Below are 22162 nucleotides of genomic sequence, written 5' to 3' on the forward strand. Positions count from 1 at the left end.
GCGGCAGCGGCGGGACGGTATCGACGGTCGCGGGCGGAGACTCGCCTGGCCGCCTGGCTCAGCCGGGGACGGCCAGGTAGTCATCTGTGGCGCGGTGCAGCGGGCATGCGGGCATGCGGGCATGCAGGCAGGCATGCAGGCATGCAGGCATGCAGGCTTTAGCGATACGATACGTCTCGTCTTGCTGTAGTCTCCTGTAGGAGGGGCATCATGGAACACTTCGTCGACGCCGCACCCGGTGTACGCCTCTGGGTGGAAGGCCGTGGTGCCGCCGACGCGTCTCCGTTGCTGCTGATCATGGGTGCGCAGGCGTCCGGCCTGGGCTGGCCGGACGAACTGGTGGACATGCTCACCTCGCGCCATCGTGTGATCCGCTACGACCACCGCGACACCGGGCGCTCCACCTGGGCCTTCGACCAGCGGCCCTATCCCCTCAGCGAACTCGCGGAGGACGCCCTCGCCGTGCTGGGCGCCCTCGACGTCCGACGCGCACACGTTGTGGGTATGTCAATGGGCGGCATGCTCGCGCAACTCCTCGTCGCCGACCATCCCGACCGGTTGCTCAGCGCGACCCTGATCGGCACGGGCGCGCTCAGCACCGTCCCGTACGTTCAGCCGGACGGAACCCTGACCCCGCCCGAGGAACTCCCGGGGATCGCCCCCCGCCTGCTGGAGATGTGGTCCCGCCCCGTGGCGGACCTCGGCCTGGAAGCAGAGTTGGAACGGCGGGTCGAGCACTGGCGGGTACTGGGCGGCGATCAGCTCCCCTTCGACGCCGAGTACGCCCGCGCCCTGGAGCGGAAGGTCATCGTGCACACCGGGCACTACGCCACCAGCACCGCGCATGCCCGCGCCGACGCCTCCGACCTGGACCGCACCGAGCAGCTCGCCCGGACCGCGGTGCCCACCCTCGTCATCTCCGCTCCCGCCGAACCGGTCTTCCCGCCGCCGCATCCCCACCACCTCACCCAGGCGATCCAGGGCGCACGCGTCGTCGACATCCCCGGCATGGGGCACGCACTCCCACGTGCGGTGCACGCGCCCCTCGCCGCCGCGATCCTGGACCACACCACCAAATGCTGACGCGTTGCAGGCCCGGCAACAGCCCCAGCCTCAGTACCCCACCCGAAACGTGGCGTCCTGCCGCTCGGTAGCCGTAGAGATGGGATCGATCCGCAGTACGTAATTCGAGTGCCGTATATACCGCGTCGGGTTGTTGTACGACCGGAACGACGACCACGTACTGTCCGCCAACCCCGCCGTCCGGTAGAACGTCGCGTCCCCCGCGAACGTCGACGTGCCGTCGTTCACGTCGAGTTGGAGGGCGTAGTTGTAGTGCCGGAGGTAGCGGGTCGGGTAGTTCACCGACTGGAACGAGACCCCGGCCGTGTCCGCCAGGCCCGGGACCAGCTTCCACTCCGAGTCGGTGTACAGGTCGAAGGGGTACTCGTCGATGCGGCCCACGAAGCCGGCGTGGCGGACGTAACGCGCCGGGTAGTTGTACGACTTGAGGCGGTTCCAGGCCGGGGAGCCCCACTTCGTCAGCAGGTTGTTGTACTCGGTCGTCGTGATCGTCGCGATGCCGCAGTGCTTGGAGTTGACCGGCTGGGTGTACGTCTTCTGGTCCAGCGCCGTCCAGGTGCCGGAGGCCAGGTCGGAGGTCTGCCAGGCGTAGAAGACACCGTTCGGGGTGTACGTGTCGCCCCACAGGTACCACGTGCTCGACGTCAGTGACTTGAAGACCGTCGGCGCCTCCGTACCCCCGTGCGCCACCCCCGCGCTGTACTCCGTGAAGCTGCCCGGGTTGAGAGACGTCGAGCGGGCCGATACCAGCGTCTGGTTCTTCTTGTAGAACAGGTAGTTGTAGCCGTTGACCCCTACCGCCATGTCGCCGTCGATCACGTCGTAGCCGGGGTCGAAGAACACCTGCGGTGCCGATGCCGTCACGAAGTCGCTCGTGTAGTTCACCATGATCACGTTGTGGCCGCTGGAGTTGACCGACGAGTAGATCACCGCGTACTGGCCCCGGCCCGCGTCCCAGAACGCCTCCGGTGCCCAGCTGTGGGTCGTCATGTCGTGCAGTTTCAGGCGGCGGTAGCCGGTGAAGGTGCGCAGGTCGGCCGAGTCCCAGACGTGGATGTACTGGCTGTTGTACGACCAGTCCGTGCCCTTGAGGTCGGTGGCGATGACGACGAACGTGCCGTCCTGCTTCCGCATGAGGAAGGGGTCGCGCAGGCCCAGGGCGCCCGCGGTCGGGGTGACCACGGGGTCGTTCTGGTTCAGCGGTGTCCAGTTGAGCGAGTCGGTGCTGACGGCCAGGTGGAGGCCGTAGTCGGTGCCGAGCCCGAGGCTCGTCGACTCGGTGAAGTAGCACATCACGTACGCCGAGTCCGCCGCGTGGGCCGTGCCGGCGCCCAGGGTCATCACACCGGACATGGCCAGGGGAGTTGTTGCTGCCATGCCGAGGAAGAGGCGGCGGGACGGCTGGGGTCTTGCGCTCATCTTTGTCTCCAAGCGGGTGCGGGGACTTGAAGTACGTAGCCAGGCTGGTTAGTTGGCGCCGGCTATTGGCCGAGATTTCGAACGCGGTTCGGAAAGTCGATCAGAAGGTAGATCGCACCACCGTGCTCGTCAATCACTCTGGCGACGCTGTGAGGATTCTTTGCGCACAACCCTCCGTGCTCGTCGCGAGTCACCTAGGCGTCTTGCAACTCGCCTGCTCCTCGTGAAGGTTGTGCAATGCCCTCTCGTTCCATAAGCCGCAAGGTGCTCCGCACCGCCTCGGCCCTCACCCTGGCCGTCACCACCGGACTGACCGCCCTGGTCGCCCTGCCCGCCTCCGCGGGTGCCGCAGAACGTGTTGCCACCGTGACGAGGGCTGCTGACGGCCGGTCCTTGGTCTACACGGCGGCGCCGGGCCAGACCAACAAGGTGCGGGTCGAAGAGTGGAACGACGGCGGTATGACGCTCGTCCTCATCCACTTCATCGACGACGTGGTCCCGATCGAGGACCCGGGAGACCTCTGCGGCTACCCCGACCCCGCAGACCGCACGAACATCGCCTGCGAGCAGATCATCCCGGACGACACCCAGGGGCACGTGGCGCTGACCATGAAACTCGGTGACGGCGACGACACCGTCGCCTTCAACAACCACACCCTTCTGGAGAGATACCCCACCGCGATCGACCTGGGCGCCGGAAAGGACACGTCGACCCAGACCGGCAGCATCGACGGCAACCTGGTCTACGGCGGACCCGGCGACGACAACATCACCGTGCACGGCAACGGGAGGGCCTGGGGCCAGGACGGCAAGGACACGATCCACGCCGACGGCGAGGGAAGCCGTGTCGACGCGGGCACGGGCAACGACCTCGTCTACGGGGGCGCGGGCCGGCAGACCCTGACCGGCGGCAACGGCAACGACACGGTCCGCGGCGGCACCGGCAACGACCTGATCTACGGCAGCCCGGGCAACGACATCCTGTACGGCAACAGCGGCAACGACACGATCCAGGGCAACAGCGGCAACGACAAGCTGTACGGCGGCCCCGGCAAGGACACCCTCAGCGGCGGCCCCGGCCGCAACGTCGTCCACCAGGACTGACGGCCCCCACCACGCACTTCACGCCTGTCCCCGGCACCCTTCCGGCCGGGGACGGACCCCTTGTCGGAGTACGATGATCCGACCCCCGGCGGAGTACCCGGCGGCGGGTTCCGTAGCTGAGGAGATGCGTGACCGTGGCTGCCCGACGGCTTCCCTCATCGGTCTGGGTCACCGGTCTGACCTTGGGCGCGGTAGCTGTCGTCGCCGCCCTGGCCGTGAAGGCCGAACAGGGTCCGCAGCCCCACGCCACCGCCGCCGCCAGGCCCAGCGCGTCCGCCTCCGCGCAGCCCTCCGCCAAGCCCAGCCAGGCCGCCGCGCCGGCCGTGCCGGACGGGTCGGGGACCGGGCGGCGGGTCGTCTACTCGCTCGGGCAGAAGCGGGTCTGGCTGATCGACGCGAGCGAGCAGACCCGGCGTACGTTCGTGGTGTGGCCGGGCTCGGTGAGCCCGGAGCCGGGGACGTACTCCGTGGGGCAGCGGGACGAGGCCCGCACCGGCTCCGACGGCGTCGCCATCGAGCACGTCATGTTCTTCGCCACCAGCTCCGGGCTCTCGATCGCCTTCTCCAACGCCGTCGACGGCGCCTCACCGCAGCCCGTGTCCGGCGTCCAGACGGGCGGTATCCGCATGTCCAAGGCGGACGGCACCGCCCTGTGGGCCTTCGGGGACGCGGGGACCGCGGTGACGGTCGTCCAGTGAGCGGCGCCGCTCCCTAGGACTCCTTCGAATCCTCGTCAGCCGTCCGGGGCGTACCCACCGGCAGATGGATCACCAGCAGCACCAGCCCGCTCAGCAGGAACACCCGCGTCGCCGCGTCCAGCCCGTTCCAGTCGCTCGACTGCCACATCGCGAACCACTCGCCGCCGATCGCGATGAAACCGGCGCCGAACAGCAGCATCAGCATCAGCAGGCCGTACGTCGAGACGCGCCGCGCCCGTTCGAGGTCGCGGCGGACCCACAGCCACGTACCGGCGATCAGGACGAGGGCCGCGACCGTCTCCCACGCGATGATCGCCACGTACGCCGCGTCCTGGAGGCCCTTCGACGTGATCGCTCTCCACATCAGGTCGTCGTCCTTGAACGTGGTGTCCATCGCGAGGACATGGCGCACGAACTGCTGGTTCGAGTCGAAGTCGGTGATGTTCCCGAGCGCCACCAGGGCTATGTAGAGCGCGACCGTCGCCGTCAGCAGGGTCGAGGCGAGGGTGAGCGCGGTGTGGGTGGAGGCGGAGGTACGGGTGGGGTGGGGGGTACCTGTTGTGGTCATGAGGCAACTCTATGGATCGGCCCGCACGCCGTCTCCCCGTTCCCTCCCCGGTTGACCTCCCGTTCACCGTCCGGGAGTTGGGCCAGACTGGTGTACGCGGCGACAGACAGTACCGATACGAGGGGACCCACGGATGGCTCAGGCCTCGCGGCCGTCGATGCGGCAGCTGATCGAGCAGCGCAGACGTGCCGGATTCGTCGGCCGGGGTGCCGAACGGGCCGCGTTCCGGGCCAACTTCGAGCTGCCGCCGGACGACGAACGCCACCGCTTCCGCTTCCACGTGCACGGCAACGCCGGAGTCGGAAAGACCTTCCTGGTAAGGGAGTTGGAGCAGCAGGCCAAGGAACGCGGCGCGCTCACCGCGTACGTCGACGAGGGCGTCGGCAGTGTGCCGGAGGCGCTCGCGGTGATGTGCCGTCAGTTCGCTGCCCAGGGGCGGCGGTTCAAGGAACTGGAACGGCTGCTCGCGGCCCACCGGGAGCGGCGGCACGAGGCCGAGTCCGCCGTCGCCAGCCTCGAAAGCCTTGAACCGCAGCCCGAAGGGCCCTCCGCCGGGAGTCTCGCGGCCGCCCGGATGGGGCTCGTCGGCGCCGGACTCATCCCCGTCGTCGGACCGTTCGCCGGTGCGCTCGACGCCGACCGGATCGCCCAGGGCGCCGACCGGGTGCGGGCCGGGATCGCCGCCCGGCTCCGCAACCAGGACGACGTCCAGCTCGTCCTCGCGCCCGAGCGTGTCCTCACCCCGGTGCTGCTCGCCGAACTGGACGGCATCTGCACGGCCGTGCCGTGGATCGTCCTGTTCCTCGACACGTACGAGCGCACCGGGCCGTTCCTCGACGGCTGGCTGCACGACATCATGACCACCGACCGCTACGGCGACCTCTCCTTCCCCTCCAACCTCGTTCTCGTCACCGCGGGTCAGCGGCCCTTCGACACCGGACGCTGGGGCGGCTTCGCGGACTTCGTCACCGAGGTGCCGCTCGGGCCGTTCACGGAGGCCGAGGCGCGCGGACTGCTCGCCGACAAGGGCGTGACCGCCGAGCCGGTCGTCGAGGAGGTGCTGCGGCTCACCGGCGGGCTGCCGGTGCTGGTGTCGACCCTCGCCGAGGCCCGCCCCGCCGACCCGGACGACGTCGGTGACCCCAGTGCGACCGCCGTCGGCCGGTTCCTGAAGTGGGAGACCGACCCGGTGCGTCAGGCCGCCGCCCTCGCCTGCGCGCTGCCGCGCCGCCTGGACGCGGACATCTTCCGGGCCGCCCTCCCGGCCGCTGTGCAGGCGGGCGACGAGACCGAACTCGACCTGCTCTTCGGGTGGTTGAGGTCGCTGCCGTTCGTGAACGACCGGGGGGACCGGATCCAGTACCACGACGTCGTCCGGGCGCCCATGCTCCGACTCCAGCGCCGGCGCTCCCCGCGCCGCTGGGCCGAGCAGCACACCGGTCTCGCCGACACCTTCGCCCGCTGGCGCGCCGAGGCCGAAGTCCCGCTCCTCGCCGACGAGTTGTGGGCGACGGAGGAGTGGCGGGAGCTGCGGCTCGCGGAGTCGTACCACCTGCTGTGCGCGTCCCCGCGCACCGCGCTGCCCGTCGTCCTGCGGGACGTCGTCGACGCCTGCGACCACGGGGAGGTGGTCGCCCGGCGCTGGGCGCACGTGCTGGTCGAGGCGGGCGACGACAACGAGGCGCCGGTGGTGGGTGGTTGGGGGCGCGACCTGCTCGCCGCCCTCTCCGTGCCCGCCGCGAACGAGGCCAACTCCACTGGGGCCGGCGACTCCACCGGGGCCGGCGACTCCGACGAAGCGGGCGGGGAAGGGGACGCGCGCAGGCAGGGCGGCGCGAGCGCCTACGGAGCCGACGGAGGCGGATACGGCGGCGACGGCGGAGTGCTCGGCGCACTGGCGCTGCTCCTGAACAGGGGCGGCCTCGACGCGCACGGGCAGGCCGTCGCGCGCATGCTGCGCGGGCGCGAACTGCGCATGGGCCGGGAGTACGAGAGGGCCCTCGGCGAGTACGAACAGGCCGTCACCCTCGACCCGGAGTTGGAGCGCGCCTACTACGGCCGGGGCGTCACCCGCGCCGAGCAGCGCGACTACGCCGCCGCCATCGCCGACCTCGACCTGGCCGACGAACTCGCCCCCGACACCGCCCGCATCCTCTTCGTACGCGGCGACTACCACCGCATCCTCGGCCACCACGAGGAAGCTGTCCGGGACCTGGACCGGGCGGTCGTCCTCGGCCCCGATCTGGCCGGTGCCTGGGCCTCCCGCGGTGTCACCCGGCACGGTACCGGCGACACCGAGCACGCCCTCGCCGACCTCGACCGGGCCCTCGAACTGGACCCCGAGCATGTGTGGGCGCTGGTGCGGCGGGCCCGGGTGCACCGCTCGCGCGGGGACCGGGACGGTCAACTCGCCGATCTGGACCGGGCGGTGGCCCTCGGCCCCGAGCTGGCCTGGGTCGCGTGCGAGCGCGGTGACGCGCTCCGGGTCGCCGACCGCGACGCCGACGCCCTCGCCGACTACGACCGCGCCCTCGAACTCGACCCCGCCTACGCGGGGGCGTACGCCAGCCGGGGTGTCTCCCGCAGCCGACTCGGCCGCAACGAGGGGGCGTTGGCGGACCTGGACAGGGCGCTGGAGCTGTATCCGTCGTACGCGTGGGCGCTGGTGCAGCGGTCGGTGGTGCGCCGTCGGGTCGACGGCTACGAGGCCTCGTACGAAGACGCCGACAGGGCAGTCGAGTTGGAGCCGGAGAGCGCGTGGGCCCTGTGGAACCGGGGCGAGGCGCTGCGCTGTCTGGGCCGCTTCGAGGAGGCGCGCGCCGACCTGGACCGGGCGCTGGCACTCGCCCCGGACAGTGTGTGGGCGATCGGCTGCCGGGGCGCCGTACTGCACGAACTGCGGTTGTACGGCGAGGCGTTGGCGGATCTGGACATGGCGGTCGCGCTCGATCCGGACGGCGCCTGGCATCTGATGCGCCGGATCATGACCCTGCTGGCGGTGGGCCGCCCGGAGGACGCCCGTACCGACCTCGCCCGCTTCCTGGTGATCGGCGACGACCTGGCCTGGGCGCACCACACCCTCGCGCAGATCCATCTCCTGGAGGGGCGTCCGGAGGACGCGGCGGCGGCGCTCGCGGAGGCCGCGCGGCACGGGCTGGTGGAGCCGGCCGGGCTGGAGGAACTGGCCCGTACCGCGCGGAAGTTGGGGGAGTGGGGGGCCGCCAGGGAGACGGCGGACCGGATGCGCGCCCTGCACGAGGCCGGCGGCGCCTTCTGTCTTGCCCTCGCGGTCGGCGGGGAGCAGGGCACGGAGGCCGCCCGCCCGGTCTGGCGCGAGGCGCACCGGCTGGCCTCCGGCTGGGACCTGACCGAGGGCGCCTCCGACTTCCTGCACGCGGTGATCGCGGCTGGCCTCGGCGACTGGGCCGACCTGGACGAACGCCTGGCCATTCTGCTCACGGGGCGGCGGGAGTGGGCCGACGTGGCATGGCTGGCCGACCTGCTGGGCGAGCTGGCGGCGGCACCGGGCGTACCGGCGGCGGACGGCGAGCGGATCGCCGTACGGCTGGAACGGGTCCGGCGGGCGGGGGAGAGGATCAGGAGGCGATATGCGGAGTGAGGGTGACGTAAAGCAGATATGGAGGAAATGGGGGGAGGGGGTGGGGGCCGTCGAACGGCTGTCGAATTGGTGATCAGTCGGGATCACTAGTGCGCTCTCATGCCCACTCATGTCACATTCCGCATACCAATCAGGCCCCTGAACAGACCGTTCCCGGTCGATTACAGTGCTGAGCTGTCGATCGTACGAACGTGCTGTGAGGGAGGCCCGAGGTGGGCGTGATGACATCCGGGGGCATGACCGGTGCCGCGTCCGGCGCCATCTGGGGCCGCTCGGAACAGCAGGACTTCCGCAGCCGGGTGCGTGGCACCCTGCTCGGCGCGGCCCTCGGCGACGCCCTGGGCACCCCGCTCGACGGGCTCACCCTCGACTCCATCCACGAGGCGTACGGCGCGGACGGCCTCGCCGATCTCGCCTTCACGTACGGCAGACGCGGCGCGATCACCGACCTCACCCAGCTCACCCTCTTCACCCTGGACGGCCTGATCCGCGCCCAGGTGCGCCGCGACACCGGCGCCTGGCACCCGCCGACCGACCTGCACCGCGCCTACCGCCGCTGGGCGGCCACCCAGAGCGACTGGGGCCCCGACGAGCGCCGCAAGGAGGACGGCTGGCTGGCCCACGAGGAGTGGCTGTACGCCCGCCGCGACCCGTCCCTCGCCTGCCTCCTCGGCCTCGGCGACGAGACGATGGGCACCCTGGACGCGCCCAAGAACCCCGGCGAGGCGGGCGCGGAGGCGGCGGCCAGATCGGGCCCGTTCGGGCTGCTGGTCGGCTGGGAGCCGCAGCTCGTGATGCAGTTGGCGGTGGAGTGCGCCGCGCAGACCCACGGCCACCCGATCGGTTACCTGGCGGCGGGCGCGTACGCCGTGATCGTGCACGGTCTGGCGCGCGGCGAGGGCATGGACGCCGCCGTGCAGCGGTCCCTCGCCCTGCTGTCGGCCAGACCGGGCCACCAGCCGGTGGCGGAGGCCCTCCAGCGTGCCCTGGGCGCCGTACGCCAGGGCATCCCGACCCCCGCGCGGGTTGACGACCTGGCCGGCGCCGGCACGGCGGAGGGCCTCCTGTCTGTGGCGGTGTACTGCGCGCTCGTCGGCGAGGACGTCCGCCACGGCCTCGCCCTCTCGGTCAACCACAGCGGTCAGTCGGCAGTGACGGGCGCCCTGACCGGCGGCCTGCTGGGCGCCCTGCACGGCGAGACCGCTCTGCCGCCCGCCTGGCTGGCGGAGCTGGAGGGCCGCCCGACGATGCTGGTCCTCGCGGACGACTTCGCGATGGAGATGACCCAGGGCCCGGCCCTGCACGGTCCGGCGGGGTCGTCTCCGGGATGGCTCACGCGGTATCCGCGGGCGTGAGAAGGGAGCGGACGTCAGGGACTCGTCGTGATGACTCGTTCCGCGCCGTGGCCGCCGCCGGCGTGGACGGCTGCCGGGCGCGTGGTCAGCACGGCACCCCGCTCACGGTGCTGAGCTGGCTGTCCGGGACCCATCCGGCCCACCCGCCGGTGGTGTTGTCACGGACGTAGTTCCAGTACACGCCTCCCACGATGCGATAGCAGTGGAGGTCGACGACGTGGCTCCTTTGTCCCTCGGCGCACGCGCTGGCCGAGGTGGAGGCCGTCTGGCGGAGCTTGGTGGCGTTGTTGATGAAGAACGTGCCCCAGGGAGCGGAGTCCTGGTCGTTCGGTGCCCAGTACGAGCCGGCGGTCTGGCACGGCCGCCAGGCGTCGGCGGCCTGCGCGGTGCCCGACAGGAGGACACCCTGCAGCCCCGCGGAGACGGCGATCACCGTTGCGGCCGACATGAAGCGTGAGGTCAGCGATTTCATCGAGAGCCCTTTCTGGCTTCTTCGTGGAGGAATGCGAGGGTGAATGCGTGGATGATCCCGGCCCTGAGGCGGGAGATTCGGCCGAAGTACCTGGCCGGACGACTCAAACGGTCGCAGCGACAGGTCGGCGCAGCCAGGAAAGCAGCACGCAACTGACCCGCAACTGTCCGGCACTTGGGCCGCAACTGACCGGATGTCCCCTCACCCGACAGGGGTGGGGAGATGGGACAGTTGGGCGACCAGAGGCGGGGGCCAGGGGGGTTGCCGATGCTGGGCGAGGTGCTGCGTGACCAACGGCGCCGACTGGGGCTCACGCAGGAGGAGTTGGCGGAGCGGGCGGGCGTGAGCGTGCGCACGATCTGCCATGTCGAGACGGGCCGTATCGCACACCCGAGGCCTGCCACCGTACGACGGCTGGGGGAGGCACTGGGCCTGGCGGGAACGGAACTCGAGGAGTTCCAGCGGGCGGGCACCGGCATCGCGGAAGCGCCGCACCCGTCGCGACCCGCGCCCGCGACGAAGGCGGCACCGGCTCAACTCCCGCCCTCGCACCCGGGTTTCATCGGCCGGACAGAACAACTCAACTTCCTGGACGCGTTGTTGGACAGCGAGGATGGCCAACTGCCCACCACCGGCGCGGTCGTCATCTCCGCCATCGCGGGCACCGCCGGCGTCGGCAAGACGGCCCTCGCCGTGCACTGGGCGTCGCGGGTGGCCGCCCGCTTCCCCGACGGGCAGTTGTACGTCAACCTGCGCGGGTTCCATCCGAGCGGCGCGGTGATGACGTCGGCGGAGGCGGTACGGGTGTTCCTGGACGCCTTCGAGGTACCGGCGGAGCGCGTTCCGGCCGGTGCCGAGGCGCAGTTCGGGCTGTACCGGAGTCTTTGCGCAGGAAAACGGCTGCTCGTTCTGCTGGACAACGCCCGCGACGCCGAACAGGTCAGACCGCTGCTGCCCGGAGCCCCCGGCTGTCTGGCCCTGGTCACCAGCCGCAACCAGCTCACCGGCCTCGTCGCCTCCGACGGCGCCCACCCGCTCCGCGTCGACCTGCTGACCATGACCGAGGCCAGGGAACTGCTCGCCCACCGGCTCGGCGCCGCCCGCCTCGTGGAGGACCCCCAGGCGGTCACGGAGATCATCAACCGCTGCGCCCGCCTCCCCCTGGCCCTGTCGATCGTGGCCGCCCGCGCGGCCACGGACCCCCACTTCCGCCTGCCGGAGTTCGCGAACGAACTACGGGGTACGGACACGGGGCCGGACGCCGGGACGGGCATCGCGCTGGACCCCTTCACGGACGACGACCCCGCGACGGACGTACGGGCGGTGTTCTCCTGGTCGTACCACCGCCTGAGCCCCGCGGCCGCCCGCCTGTTCCGCCTCCTCGGCCTGCACCCGGGCCCGGACATCACCGCCCCGGCGGCGGCCGGCCTCACCGGTCTGAGACCCGGGCAGGTACGCCCGCACCTGGCCGAACTGACCCGGGCGCATCTGCTGAACCAGCACGCCCCCGGCCGCTACACCCTCCACGACCTGCTCCGCGCGTACGCCACGGAACTGACCCACGAACACGACCCGGAGCCCGACCGACGCGCCGCACTGGACCGTCTCCTCGGCCACTATCTCCGTACGGCGGTCACGGCGTCCGAGATCCTCAGCTGGTACCGCGACCCGATCCCGCTGACGCCCCCGGGGCCGGAAGCCGCCGCACCGGAGGAACTCAACGGTCCGGCACACGCGTCGGCCTGGTTCACCGCCGAACTGCCCAACCTGACGGCGGCGGTACGCCGGGCGGCCAGGGCCGGCTTCGAGACCCACGCCTGGCAACTGGCCTGGACGATGGTCGCCTTCTTCGACCTCGCCGGCCACTGGCAGGAGTGGGTCACCACGCACCAGCAGGCGCTGGACGCGACCAGGCGGTCCGGTGACCTCGTCGGCGAGGCGCGGACCCGGCGCAACCTCGCCCGCGTCCGCTCCCGGCAGGGCCGGCACGAGGACGCCCTCGTGCATCTGCGCCGGGCGCTGAGCCTCTGCCGCGAACTCGACGATCCGGTGGGGCAGGCGCAGGTGCTGCGCAACATGAGTACGGTGCTCGGCCGCCGTGACCGGCACGCGGAGGCGCTGGACCTCGCCGAGCAGGCGCTGGGCCTGTTCGAGGGCGCGGGTCACCGGATCGGCCAGGGTCGGGCCCTGAACCAGGTCGCCTGGCACCAGTCGTACCTGGGAGAGCATCGACAGGCGGTCGACCACTGCCGCCGATCCCTGCGCATCCTCCAGGAGTTGGGGGACCGGGACGGGGAGGGCGCCACCTGGGACACCCTGGGCCACGCCCATCACCACCTGGGCGACCACCAGGAGGCGATGGTGTGCCTCACCCAGGCCCTGGGCCTGCGCCGGGAGCGGGGTGACCTCGCCGAGATCGCGGAGACCCTGGACCACTTGGCGGAATCCCACCTGGCCCTCGGCAACCGCCCCGAGGCGGCGGCCTGCTGGCGGTCCGCCCTGGAACTCCTGGACCAACTGGGCCACGTGGACGCGGAACGGGTCCGCGAACGGTCACGGGCGGCGGTGACACCGGAGGCGACTCCGCCGGACGCCCTGCACCCGGCGTAGGTCCGCGCCGGTGTCCCACGTCAACCGGGGCGACCGTTGCACGGCGGCCCTTGTCGGACAGCTGATGCGTACGGTTTTAATGCGTTTCGTCTGCGTATGGCCCGTCCGGGCGCACAGGTCTAATGTGGCGGCACGGAACTGTCCGCGGGCGCGGACACTGGTCACGGGGGACGTGCCATGGATCCGATCGTGCTTTCGGCACTCGCTCCGCCCCGCGGCGGACACCACGTCGGTACCCGGTCGACGAGGGCCGAGGCGCCCGGCGACCCCCGTGTCCACCGGGCCGGGCACGAGCAGCACCTCACCGGGGGCTGACCTTGGCCGGAGCGCCGCCGCCCGAGGAGGACAACGGGCGGCACGAGCCCCGCTTCCGGGCCGCGGCCTCGGGCGACGCCCGCGTCTACCAGGCGGGCCGCGACCAGCACATCGCCGAGCGGGACGTCCATCTGCACTACGCGGACGGGGTGCGCGAGGCCCGACGGGCGCTGCCCGGGGCGGACGCCGGTGTGTGCCCGTACCCGGGTCTGCCCGCGTTCGAACCGGACCAGTCCTCCTGGTTCTTCGGCCGCGACCAGCTCACCGCCCATCTGGTGGACCACCTCGACACACGGCTGCGCGAGGGCGGGGCGCTCGCCGTCGTCGGAACGTCGGGAGCGGGCAAGTCCTCGCTGCTGCGCGCGGGTCTGCTGCCGGCCCTTGCCCGGGGCGCACTGCCGGGATCGGCACACTGGCCGTGCGTGGTCCTGACACCGACGGCCGACCCGCTCGGCACGCTCACCGCCCGGCTCGGCGAGGCGCTGGCGCTCCGCGTCCCGGGTGCGCACAGCCCGGCGGGGTGGGCGGCGGCAGTCCGAGGAGCGCTGCGCCAACGCGGTCCCGGGCATCGACTCGTCCTGGTGGTCGACCAGTTGGAGGAACTGTTCACGGCCTGCGAGAGCGAACCGGACCGGCATGCCTTCCTCGATCTGCTGTCCACCCTGGCCCTCCCCGATCCGCGCGGCGGCACGACCGCGGTCCTGGTCGTACTCGGACTCCGCGCGGACTTCTACGGGACCTGCGCCCGCTATCCCCACCTGCGCGCGGCGCTGAGCCGCGGGCAGATCCTGGTCGGCCCGCTGTCCGAACCGGAACTGCGCCAGGTGATCCTCTTCCCGGCCCGTACGGTGGGCCTCGACGTGGAGCCCGGCCTGGTGGAGCTGCTCCTGCGGGACCTCGGCGTCACCACGGCCCACACAGCGGACGAACCGTACGAGGCGGGCCGCCTCCCGTTGCTCGCGCACGCGTTGCGCGGGACGTGGCAGCAACGGCACGGCCACACGCTGACCGTGGACGGATACCGTGCCACCGGCGGCATCCACCAGGCGGTGGCCGCCACCGCGGAACACCTCCACACGGCGCTCGACCCGGCCGCCCAGAGCGCGGCCAGGACACTCTTCCTGCATCTCGTCAGACTCGGCGACGGTGTCCAGGACACCCGCCGCCGACTGCCGTCCGACCGCCTCGGCACCCTCGGCGACGACCCGGCGGCCACCGCGCGAGCCGTCGAGGCGTTCGCCGACGGGCGGCTGCTGACCCGGCGTCAGGACGGCGTGGAGATCACCCACGAGGCGCTGTTGCGTGCCTGGCCGCGGCTGCGCCGCTGGATCGACGCCGACCGGGCCGGGCAACTACAGCACCAGCAGCTGGAGGAGGCGGCAACCGACTGGGCACGGTCCGGCCACGACACCGGCCTGCTCTACCGCGGTGACCGGCTGGCGGCATCCCGTGCCTGGGCCGACGGGCCGCACGCGGCGGGACTCAGCACCACGGCGGCGGCCTTCCTCGCCATGTCCGCACGGCACCGGCAGCGGGCCCTGCGGATACGCCGTGCCCTGGTGGCCGTCCTGACGGCACTGACCCTGCTCGCCTCCACCGCCGCGGTCGTGGCGTTCCAACAGCGCTCGACGGCCCGTACCCAGCGAGACGCCGCGAACTTCGGCCAGGTCACCGCCCAGGCCGACCGACTGCGCACCACACAGTCCCCGCTGGCCGCCCGGCTCGACGTGGTGGCCCACCGGATGCGCCCCGCCGACGCGGCGACCCGCCTGGATCTGGTGGCGGACGGCAACAATCCGCTCGCCGGCAGGCTCACCGGCCATGACGGTCCCGTGCGCGCGCTGGCGTACGCACCGGGCGGCGGACTCCTCGCCAGCGGTGGCGGCGACGGCACGGTGCGGTTGTGGGACGTGTCGAGCCGCGGCCTTCCCACCCCGCGCGGCGAGCCACTCGAGGTCCCCGGCCCCATGGTCATGTCGCTGTCCGTCGCGGCCGACGCACCGCTGCTGGCGAGCGGCGACAACAGCGGTGCGGTCCAGGTGTGGAACGTGGCGGACCCGGACCGTCCGCAGCCCCTGGGCGAGCCGCTGCGCGGCCAGAAGGGCGGCCATGTGATGTCCGTGGCCCTTAGCCCGGACGGGCGCACCCTCGCGGTGGCCGGCGCGGACCCGACAGTGAGCCTGTGGCGCGTGAGCCGCACCGGCGCGCCCCGCCCGCTGGCCGAACTGCCCGTCCTCGAGTACGCGCGCATGGTCTACGACGTGGCGTTCAGCCCGGACGGCACCACCCTGGTGAGCACGGCGGTGGACTCCACCCTGTGGCGCTGGGACATGACGGACCCGGCCCGCCCCAGGGCACTCGGCAAGCCCTACACCGGTTCCGGCAGCCTGTTCTCCGTGGCGTTCAGTCCCGACGGCGACACGCTCGCGGGCGGTGCCCCGGACGGGACGGTGGTCCTGCTCGACCTGTCGGACCCGGCCCGTCCCAAGGCACGCGGCCGGCCCCTGACAGGACACGTCGGCGGCATCGCCGAGGTGCTGTTCAGCCCGGACGGCAGCACCCTCGTCAGCTGCGCCGAGGACCGGACCGTACGCCGATGGCGGGTGACCGACCCCGACTCCCCGCAGCCTCTCGGCGAGCCCCTGACCGGCCACACGGCGACCGTCGACGCGGTGGCGTTCAGCCCGGACGGCAGGACCCTCGTGAGCGGTGGCGAGGACCGGGCGATCCTGCTGTGGAGCTTCCCGGTGACCGTCGTCGACGACGTCAGCGGGGCGTACTCACTCGCCTTCGCCCGGCGCGGCAGCACCCTCTTCGCCGCCACCGGGGACCTGTCGCTCGACGCCTGGCGCCTGACGGACCCCTCGCACCCCAGACCGCTCATGGCGACGCGGGACGACAGGGCCCGGACCGGCGGGGACATCGCCCTCTCCGCCGACGGACGCACCCTGGCCGCCGACACTCCCGACCTGTCGGTGCGGTTGTGGAACGTGGCGGACCCGGCCCATGTCACTCCCCTCGGCAGGCCCCTCGACACCCCGGACGAGATAGGAGATCTGGAGTTCAGCCCGGACGGCCGCATCCTGGCCGGCTACGACGACACGGGCGCCGTACGGCTGTGGGACGTGCGCGACCCACGCCGTGCCACCCTCCTCGGCAGACCGCTGGCCGATCAGTCCTTCCTCAGCGGAGCACTGGCGTTCAGCCCGGACAGCCGCACGCTGGCCGTCTCTGCCGCCCCCAACGGCATCAACCTCTGGGACGTCTCCTCGCCCGCCCGTCCCAGGCTCCTGGGCAGACCGCTGACCGGTCACACCGGGAAGGTGCTGGCGCTGGCGTTCACACCGGACGGCCGGACGCTGGTCAGCGGCGCGAGCGACGGCACGGCCCGGCTGTGGGACACGACCCGGCGCACCGCCCCCACACCCCGGGGAAAACCGCTGACGGGCCACTCCGGGGCGACGGCCTCGCTCGCGGTGAACCACGACGGGCAGCTGCTGGCCACCGGCGGCAACGACGCGACGGTGCGCCTCTGGGACATCACCGACCCGGACCACCCGATCTCCGCCGACCGCACCCTGACCGGCCACACCGAGGGGGTACGGGCGCTGGTCTTCAGCGCGGACGACCGCACTCTGGCCGGCGCCGCCGCGGGCCCCCTGGAGAAATCGGTACGTCTGTGGCACCTGGACCCGGCGGAGAACGCGCGCCGCGTCTGCGCGCTCACCCCCGGCGCGCTCACCGCCGATGACCGGCGCCGCCATCTGCCGGGCCTGCGGTTCGCCCAGCCGTGCCGCTGACCCGGCGCTGCCCGGTGGTGAGGACGGGCAGGGCCGGGCAGCGAGGAGAATCCGTCCCACAGCCGCCCGACCCTGCCTCGCGCCCTCAGTCCTTCACCCACCCCTTCCCGCCCGGCACGGAATCCGCCGGCTCCGGCACAGGCACCCGCACGGCCGTGCTGTCGTCCCCGTCCGTGTTCACGGTCTCGATGATCGCCAACCGCTCAGGCGTGTCCTCCGGCCGCAGGAACCCGATCAGGATGTACAGCACCAGCGACACGGCCAGCGGAATCGACACCTGGTACTGGAGCGGCACCCCGCCCTCCACGTTCCAGTTGATCGGGTAGTTCACCAGCCAGAAGGCCAGCAGCCCCATCGACCAACTCCCCAGCGCAGCCGTCGGCCCCGACCGCCGGAACGGCCGCAGCAGACCCAGCATCATCGGAATCGCCATCGGACCCATCAGACCGGCCACCCACTTGATGACGACCGTGATGATGTCCTTGAACGCGGGGGAGTTGACCTGCGTCGCCGCCGCCATCGACAGCCCGAGGAAGACGACCGTCGTCACCCGCGCGGCGACCAGCCCGGACGAGTCCGTCCACGACCGTGCCCGCTTCCAGATCACCGGCGCGCAGTCCCGGGTGAAGACGGCGGCGATGGCGTTCGCGTCGGACGAGCACATGGCCATCGTGTGGGAGAAGAACCCGACGATGACGAGCCCCAACAGGCCGTGCGGAAGCAGCTGTTCGGTCATCAGGGCGTAGGAGTCGGAACCGTCCGGCTTCTGTGACTCGACCAGCAGCGGAGACATCCACATGGGGAAGAACAGCACCAACGGCCAGACGAGCCACAGCGCCGCCGACAGACGGGCCGAGCGTTCGGCCTCCCTCGGGCTCGCCGTGGCCATGTACCGCTGCGCCTGGTTGAGCATGCCGCCGTTGTACTCGAACAGCTTGATGAAGAGGAACGCGAGCAGGAACACCGTGCCGTAGGGGCCCACCAGCGGCTTGCCGTGCCCTTGCAGCGCGGGCTCGTCCCAGACCCCGAAGAACCCTCCATGGTCGTCGAGTTCGGCGACGACGGCGACGAACATCGCGATGCCCGCCAGGAGTTGGATGACGAACTGCCCCAACTCCGTGAGTGCGTCGGCCCACAGCCCGCCGATCGTGCAGTACACGGCGGTGATCGCACCGGTGATGAGGATGCCCTGGTTGAGGGAGATGCCGGTGAAGACGGACAACAGGGTCGCGATCGCGGCCCACTTGGCACCGACGTCCACGATCTTCAGCAGCATCCCGGACCAGGCCAGCGCCTGCTGGGTCTTCAGGTCGTACCGGTTCTTCAGGTACTCCAGCGGGGACGACACATGGAGCCGCGAGCGCAACCGGTTGATGCGCGGCGCGAACAGCTTGGAGCCGATCGCGATGCCGAGCGCGATGGGAAAGGACCAGGTGACGAAGGACGTGACGCCGTACGTGTAGGCGATGCCCGCGTAGCCGGTGAACATCACCGCGCTGTAGCCGGACATGTGGTGGGAGATGCCGGACAGCCACCAGGGCATCTTTCCGCCCGCGGTGAAGAAGTCACTGACGTTGTCCACCCGTTTGTGGGACCAGACACCGATCGCGACCATCACACCGAAGTAAGCGATGAGCACGGTCCAGTCGAGACCGTTCATGTGCTCCCTCCCAGGGGCGTCGAGCAAGTCGAGCGGGGGTGTCGAGCGCCCGCTCATCGTCGATTCGCTGACATGGCAGCGACAACCGCCCGGTGGGTCAAGAGGGAGTAAAAAAGTTCGCGGAACTGACCTCTGTTCATGTCCATGAATGAATCCGCGAACGGTGAAGAATGGCGGAATTACGGCTACCGCATCAGCTCACCCGCGTTCACCAGCAACGACTGCCCGGTGATGGCCCGGGCCCGGTCCGACGCCAGAAACACCGCCGCGTCCGCGACATCCCCGTCCGTGGCCAGCTCGGGCAGTGCCATCCGCTCCGCGAGCCGCCGCCGTACCTCCTCCTCCGGTACCCCTTCTCCCTGGGCCGTGAACCGCACGTACGCCTCCACCGGCGGCCCCCACATCCAGCCCGGCAGCACGGTGTTGACCCGTATCCGGTGCGGCCCCAGCTCCCGCGCCAGTGAGTACATCGCGCTGGTCAGCGCCCCCTTCGAGGCGGCGTACGCGGCCTGCCGCACCTGCGAGGGAGCGGCCACGGCGGACTGCGTACCGATGAACACCACACTCCCGCCCCGCTCCTTCAGCGCCGGCAGGCAGGCCCGCGTCATCCGCAGGGTGCCCAGCAGGTTCACGTCCACGACCCGCGCCCAGCTCTCGAAGTCCGCGTCCTCGATCCCCCCGAAGTAGCTGTCCCAGGCGGCGACATGGACGACCCCGTCGATCCGCCCGAACCGCTCGCACGCCAGCCCGGCCAGCGCCCGGCACTGCTCCTCGTCGGTGATGTCGGTCGCCCGGTACGCCGTACGCGCCCCGTCCGGATCCAGCTCGGCGGCGGTCTTCACGAGGTGTGCCTCGGTACGCGCCCCGAGCACGGCGTTGCCCCCGTCCCGCACGACGGCCGCCGCGACCTGAAGTCCTAGCCCGGCACCGACCCCGGACACGACGACGGTCCTGCCCTCCAGCAATGACATCGGAGACTCCCTGGCTACTGACTCGGTTCCTGACGGGGCGTCAAAGTAGGGATGTTCGGCGGAGAAGGCCAGTGGCGTGCCTGGGCGACTCAGCTCGCGTACACCGGACGGATATGAGCTGGGTCGAATGGGGCCCGCCCCTTGCCGGACGGCATGACATGAACAGCCGTGAAGATCTCGCCGATCAGGGCGCGGCGTTGTTCGAAGCCTCCGTTTCCCCACTCGGTCGCATAGTCTCGCGGCCGAGCTGCCTCTGTGTTCACCGTGTTTTCGGCGGCTTTCTTTTCCAGGAGGTCGAGTTCGGAATTCATGGCTGAGATCGTTTGGTAGTAGTCGTCCGGGCGCAGGCTGGAGACGGACTCGTCCCCTCTGGCCCATGCGGTGATGAGAGTGCGCTTACGGGTGCCGATCTCCGAGATCCGCGTCTGTGCGTCGCGCAGTTCTTCCGCCGATGAGTCGTCGTTGCCGAGGGCCGGTGCTGCCCGCCCGCACATCCACTCCGTGACCAGTTTCTCCAGATGCTGATCCACCGGCGCCGCGCGGCGGCTGACTTTGCCGCAGGCGTTGCGGGCCCGTCCTGGGCAGTAGTAGATGACGTGCCCACGCTGTGCGACCCGCTTGGTGCTCATGGGAGCCTTGCGGACCCCGCACCGCAGGTACCCCGTGAACAGGTACTTGCGGTGGTCCAGCTCCAGCTGCGTATCTGCCCACAGCGTCCGTGCGTTGCATTCCTTTGTACGAGACGAACCCGCAATAACGGGGATTGGTCAGGATTGCCTTTACGGTCGGCTGAGCCCACTTTGCGCCTCGCGGTGAGGGAATTCTGTCGTGGTTGAGTTCGCGGGCGATACCAGTGATGGAGACGCCTTCCGCGAACCGCTCGTAGATGCGCCGAGCCACACGGGCGCGATCGGGCCTGAGAGTGCCGTCAGGGTTCCACGCACAGGGCGTCCTGCCGGTGAGTTCACCGGCCGCTGCGTCCGCCAGATGGTTTCGGGCGACACGTCGTGACATGTCCTGTGACGACTTGAGCGCCATGATGCACAGCATTCGTGCCATGTGCCTGTCCGCGTCGGAGATGAGATCGAGGTCGCCCGTGACGCCGGCCGCAGGGCGCTTCGTGTATTCGATGACGTCGATCAGGTCTTCGAGGTCCCTTGGCCGGCGGGCCGGCCCGACAACAGGTCGCCGAGCATGCGCCCAAACTCGGGGCGGACAACGGCCCAGTCGGCTGAGCCGTCCGCCCGCACGGTCCGCTTCTTCTTGAAGGCGCTGGTGTCGTTCTCCCGGTAGACCGCGGTGAATGGGGCCCAGCCCAGGGCGATGCGCCTTGCCTCGGCGTCGTCGAGTTGGAGGTCAACACTTTTCTCGTCGCCTTGGCGGTCCCGCGAAGTGCGTAGGTAGCAGCCGGGCCGTTGCGGAAGGTAGGCGCGCAGCGAATCGCCGACCGCGAGTGCAACCGAGGTCCGGTTGCGCCCCCGCTCGGGGATCGTCACTCCGTCCCACGACACGACGTCGGTCGACTCGTCGCACGCCCGTTCCCTCCGTCGGTGACCTGACGTACCGTCAGGAAATGTTCTGGGAAGCAATTTCGGGAGAGTGGGGGAGGGTGCATGCGGGACGCGGGAAGCGAAGGGACCCATTCTGATCTGTACGCCGAGCTGGCCTCGGTCGGGCCCTACGGGGCGGAGGTCGGGCACGCGCTGATCACGATGGTCGAGCCTCATCGGGGGCACGAACACGCCTACAACAGATGGTATGAGGATGATCATTTCATCGCTGGAGCGATGGCCATGCCCTGGATGTACGCGGGACGGCGCTGGGTGGCTACGCGCGACCTCCAGCTTCTGCGGTACCCGAGCGAGTCGGCCGTTGCCCGTCCGGTCACGGACGGCTGCTACCTCTCGGTCTACTGGCTGACCGCCGGTCGTTACGAGGAACACATGCGGTGGACCGTCGGGATCAACAAGCGGCTCAACCGTGACGGACGCGTCTTCCAGCAGCGCACTCACGTCTTCACCGCGTTCCAGGACCACGAGACGACGGTCTACCGGGACGGAGCGGCGGGACCACGTGACTTCCACGCCCTGGACCATCCGTACGCAGGTCTGGTGTTGCAGGTCATCGACGCCGAAAGCCCCGCAGTGCGAGCGGACCTGCTGGAGTGGCTGCGCGTCAGGCACCTGCCCAAGCGGCTCGCCGGCTCGCCCGCCGCGATGGTCACGGTCTTCCGGCCGACGCCGCTCCCTGGCGACCGTATGACGTACGTGAAGCAGGTAGAGGGTGTGGATGTACGGCTGACACTGCTGTGGTTCCTGGAGACGGGTCCACGGGACTGCTGGGAGCAGCACTTCACGGGGCTGGGGGAGGAGGTGCAGGAATCAGGGCTGGGGAGAGTGGAGTTGGTGGCGCCGTTCATTCCCACCGTGCCCGGGACGGACCGTTATGTGAACGAGCTGCGGTGAGCCCCGCGTCGCCGAGTCCGGGT

General features: G+C 70.8%; 15 protein-coding genes and 1 pseudogene. 8 read left to right on the forward strand and 8 right to left on the reverse strand.

The features are described 5' to 3' along the window. The first annotated feature begins 210 nt into the window (after positions 1–210). Positions 211–1083, forward strand: coding sequence for an alpha/beta fold hydrolase (locus tag OG787_RS28060; protein ID WP_369032313.1), 873 nt, complete (start codon positions 211–213; stop codon positions 1081–1083). Between the two features lie 30 nt (positions 1084–1113). Here the strand turns inward: OG787_RS28060 and OG787_RS28065 are convergent, their stop codons facing one another. Continuing rightward, positions 1114–2502: a glycoside hydrolase family 43 protein gene (locus OG787_RS28065; protein WP_369032314.1), complete on the reverse strand. Its 1389-nt coding sequence runs from the start codon at positions 2500–2502 to the stop codon at positions 1114–1116. 237 nt (positions 2503–2739) lie between these two features. On the opposite strand from OG787_RS28065, the gene OG787_RS28070 reads away from it, so the two are divergent. Both OG787_RS28070 and OG787_RS28075 read left to right on the forward strand, forming a co-directional pair. After that, a complete protein-coding gene (locus tag OG787_RS28070; RefSeq protein WP_369032315.1) occupies positions 2740–3606 on the forward strand; it encodes a calcium-binding protein in 867 nt (288 codons plus the stop codon). 128 nt (positions 3607–3734) lie between these two features. After that, positions 3735–4304: a hypothetical protein gene (locus OG787_RS28075; protein WP_369032316.1), complete on the forward strand. Its 570-nt coding sequence runs from the start codon at positions 3735–3737 to the stop codon at positions 4302–4304. A gap of 13 nt (positions 4305–4317) precedes the next feature. Here the strand turns inward: OG787_RS28075 and OG787_RS28080 are convergent, their stop codons facing one another. Beyond that, positions 4318–4872 carry a DUF2165 domain-containing protein gene (locus OG787_RS28080; protein WP_405536836.1) on the reverse strand — a complete coding sequence of 185 codons (555 nt, stop codon included), beginning with the start codon at positions 4870–4872 and terminating at the stop codon, positions 4318–4320. Positions 4873–5005: 133 nt separating this feature from the next. Between OG787_RS28080 and OG787_RS28085 the strand changes: the two genes are divergently transcribed. After that, positions 5006–8491, forward strand: coding sequence for a tetratricopeptide repeat protein (locus OG787_RS28085; RefSeq protein WP_405536838.1), 3486 nt, complete (start codon positions 5006–5008; stop codon positions 8489–8491). Between the two features lie 221 nt (positions 8492–8712). Next, complete coding sequence (locus OG787_RS28090) at positions 8713–9846, forward strand: ADP-ribosylglycohydrolase family protein (protein ID WP_369032319.1); 1134 nt, start codon at positions 8713–8715, stop codon at positions 9844–9846. Positions 9847–9931: 85 nt separating this feature from the next. Here OG787_RS28090 and OG787_RS28095 read toward each other — a convergent pair whose 3' ends face one another. Further along, complete coding sequence (locus OG787_RS28095; RefSeq protein WP_369032320.1) at positions 9932–10318, reverse strand: hypothetical protein; 387 nt, start codon at positions 10316–10318, stop codon at positions 9932–9934. Between the two features lie 267 nt (positions 10319–10585). On the opposite strand from OG787_RS28095, the gene OG787_RS28100 reads away from it, so the two are divergent. Beyond that, positions 10586–12928, forward strand: coding sequence for an ATP-binding protein (locus OG787_RS28100; protein WP_405536840.1), 2343 nt, complete (start codon positions 10586–10588; stop codon positions 12926–12928). 317 nt (positions 12929–13245) lie between these two features. Further along, the gene (locus OG787_RS28105; protein ID WP_405536842.1) at positions 13246–17043 is read left to right on the forward strand and encodes an AAA family ATPase; all 3798 of its coding nucleotides are present in this window, start codon (positions 13246–13248) and stop codon (positions 17041–17043) included. An 85-nt stretch (positions 17044–17128) separates the two neighbouring features. On the opposite strand, the gene OG787_RS28110 is transcribed toward OG787_RS28105, so the two are convergent. The 5 genes and pseudogenes from OG787_RS28110 to OG787_RS28130 all read right to left on the reverse strand — a co-directional run bounded on the left by OG787_RS28110 (position 17129) and on the right by OG787_RS28130 (position 21170). Beyond that, positions 17129–18703 (reverse strand): sodium:solute symporter family protein, encoded by a 1575-nt coding sequence (locus OG787_RS28110; RefSeq protein ID WP_405536844.1) that lies wholly within the window; start codon positions 18701–18703, stop codon positions 17129–17131. Positions 18704–18888: 185 nt separating this feature from the next. Continuing rightward, positions 18889–19674, reverse strand: a complete 786-nt coding sequence (locus OG787_RS28115; RefSeq protein WP_369032324.1) for an SDR family oxidoreductase — start codon at positions 19672–19674, stop codon at positions 18889–18891. Between the two features lie 89 nt (positions 19675–19763). Continuing rightward, positions 19764–20303 carry a hypothetical protein gene (locus OG787_RS28120; protein ID WP_405540829.1) on the reverse strand — a complete coding sequence of 180 codons (540 nt, stop codon included), beginning with the start codon at positions 20301–20303 and terminating at the stop codon, positions 19764–19766. A 106-nt stretch (positions 20304–20409) separates the two neighbouring features. Beyond that, positions 20410–20733: pseudogene (locus OG787_RS28125) on the reverse strand (recombinase family protein); the annotation flags it as partial. 80 nt (positions 20734–20813) lie between these two features. Continuing rightward, the gene (locus tag OG787_RS28130) at positions 20814–21170 is read right to left on the reverse strand and encodes a hypothetical protein (RefSeq protein WP_405536846.1); all 357 of its coding nucleotides are present in this window, start codon (positions 21168–21170) and stop codon (positions 20814–20816) included. A 117-nt stretch (positions 21171–21287) separates the two neighbouring features. On the opposite strand from OG787_RS28130, the gene OG787_RS28135 reads away from it, so the two are divergent. Continuing rightward, entirely contained in the window at positions 21288–22139 is an 852-nt protein-coding gene (locus OG787_RS28135) for a hypothetical protein (RefSeq protein ID WP_405536848.1), read from the forward strand. Positions 22140–22162 lie beyond the last annotated feature (23 nt).

This window comes from Streptomyces sp. NBC_00075 (assembly GCF_045041225.1).
Taxonomy (GTDB): domain Bacteria; phylum Actinomycetota; class Actinomycetes; order Streptomycetales; family Streptomycetaceae; genus Streptomyces; species Streptomyces adonidis.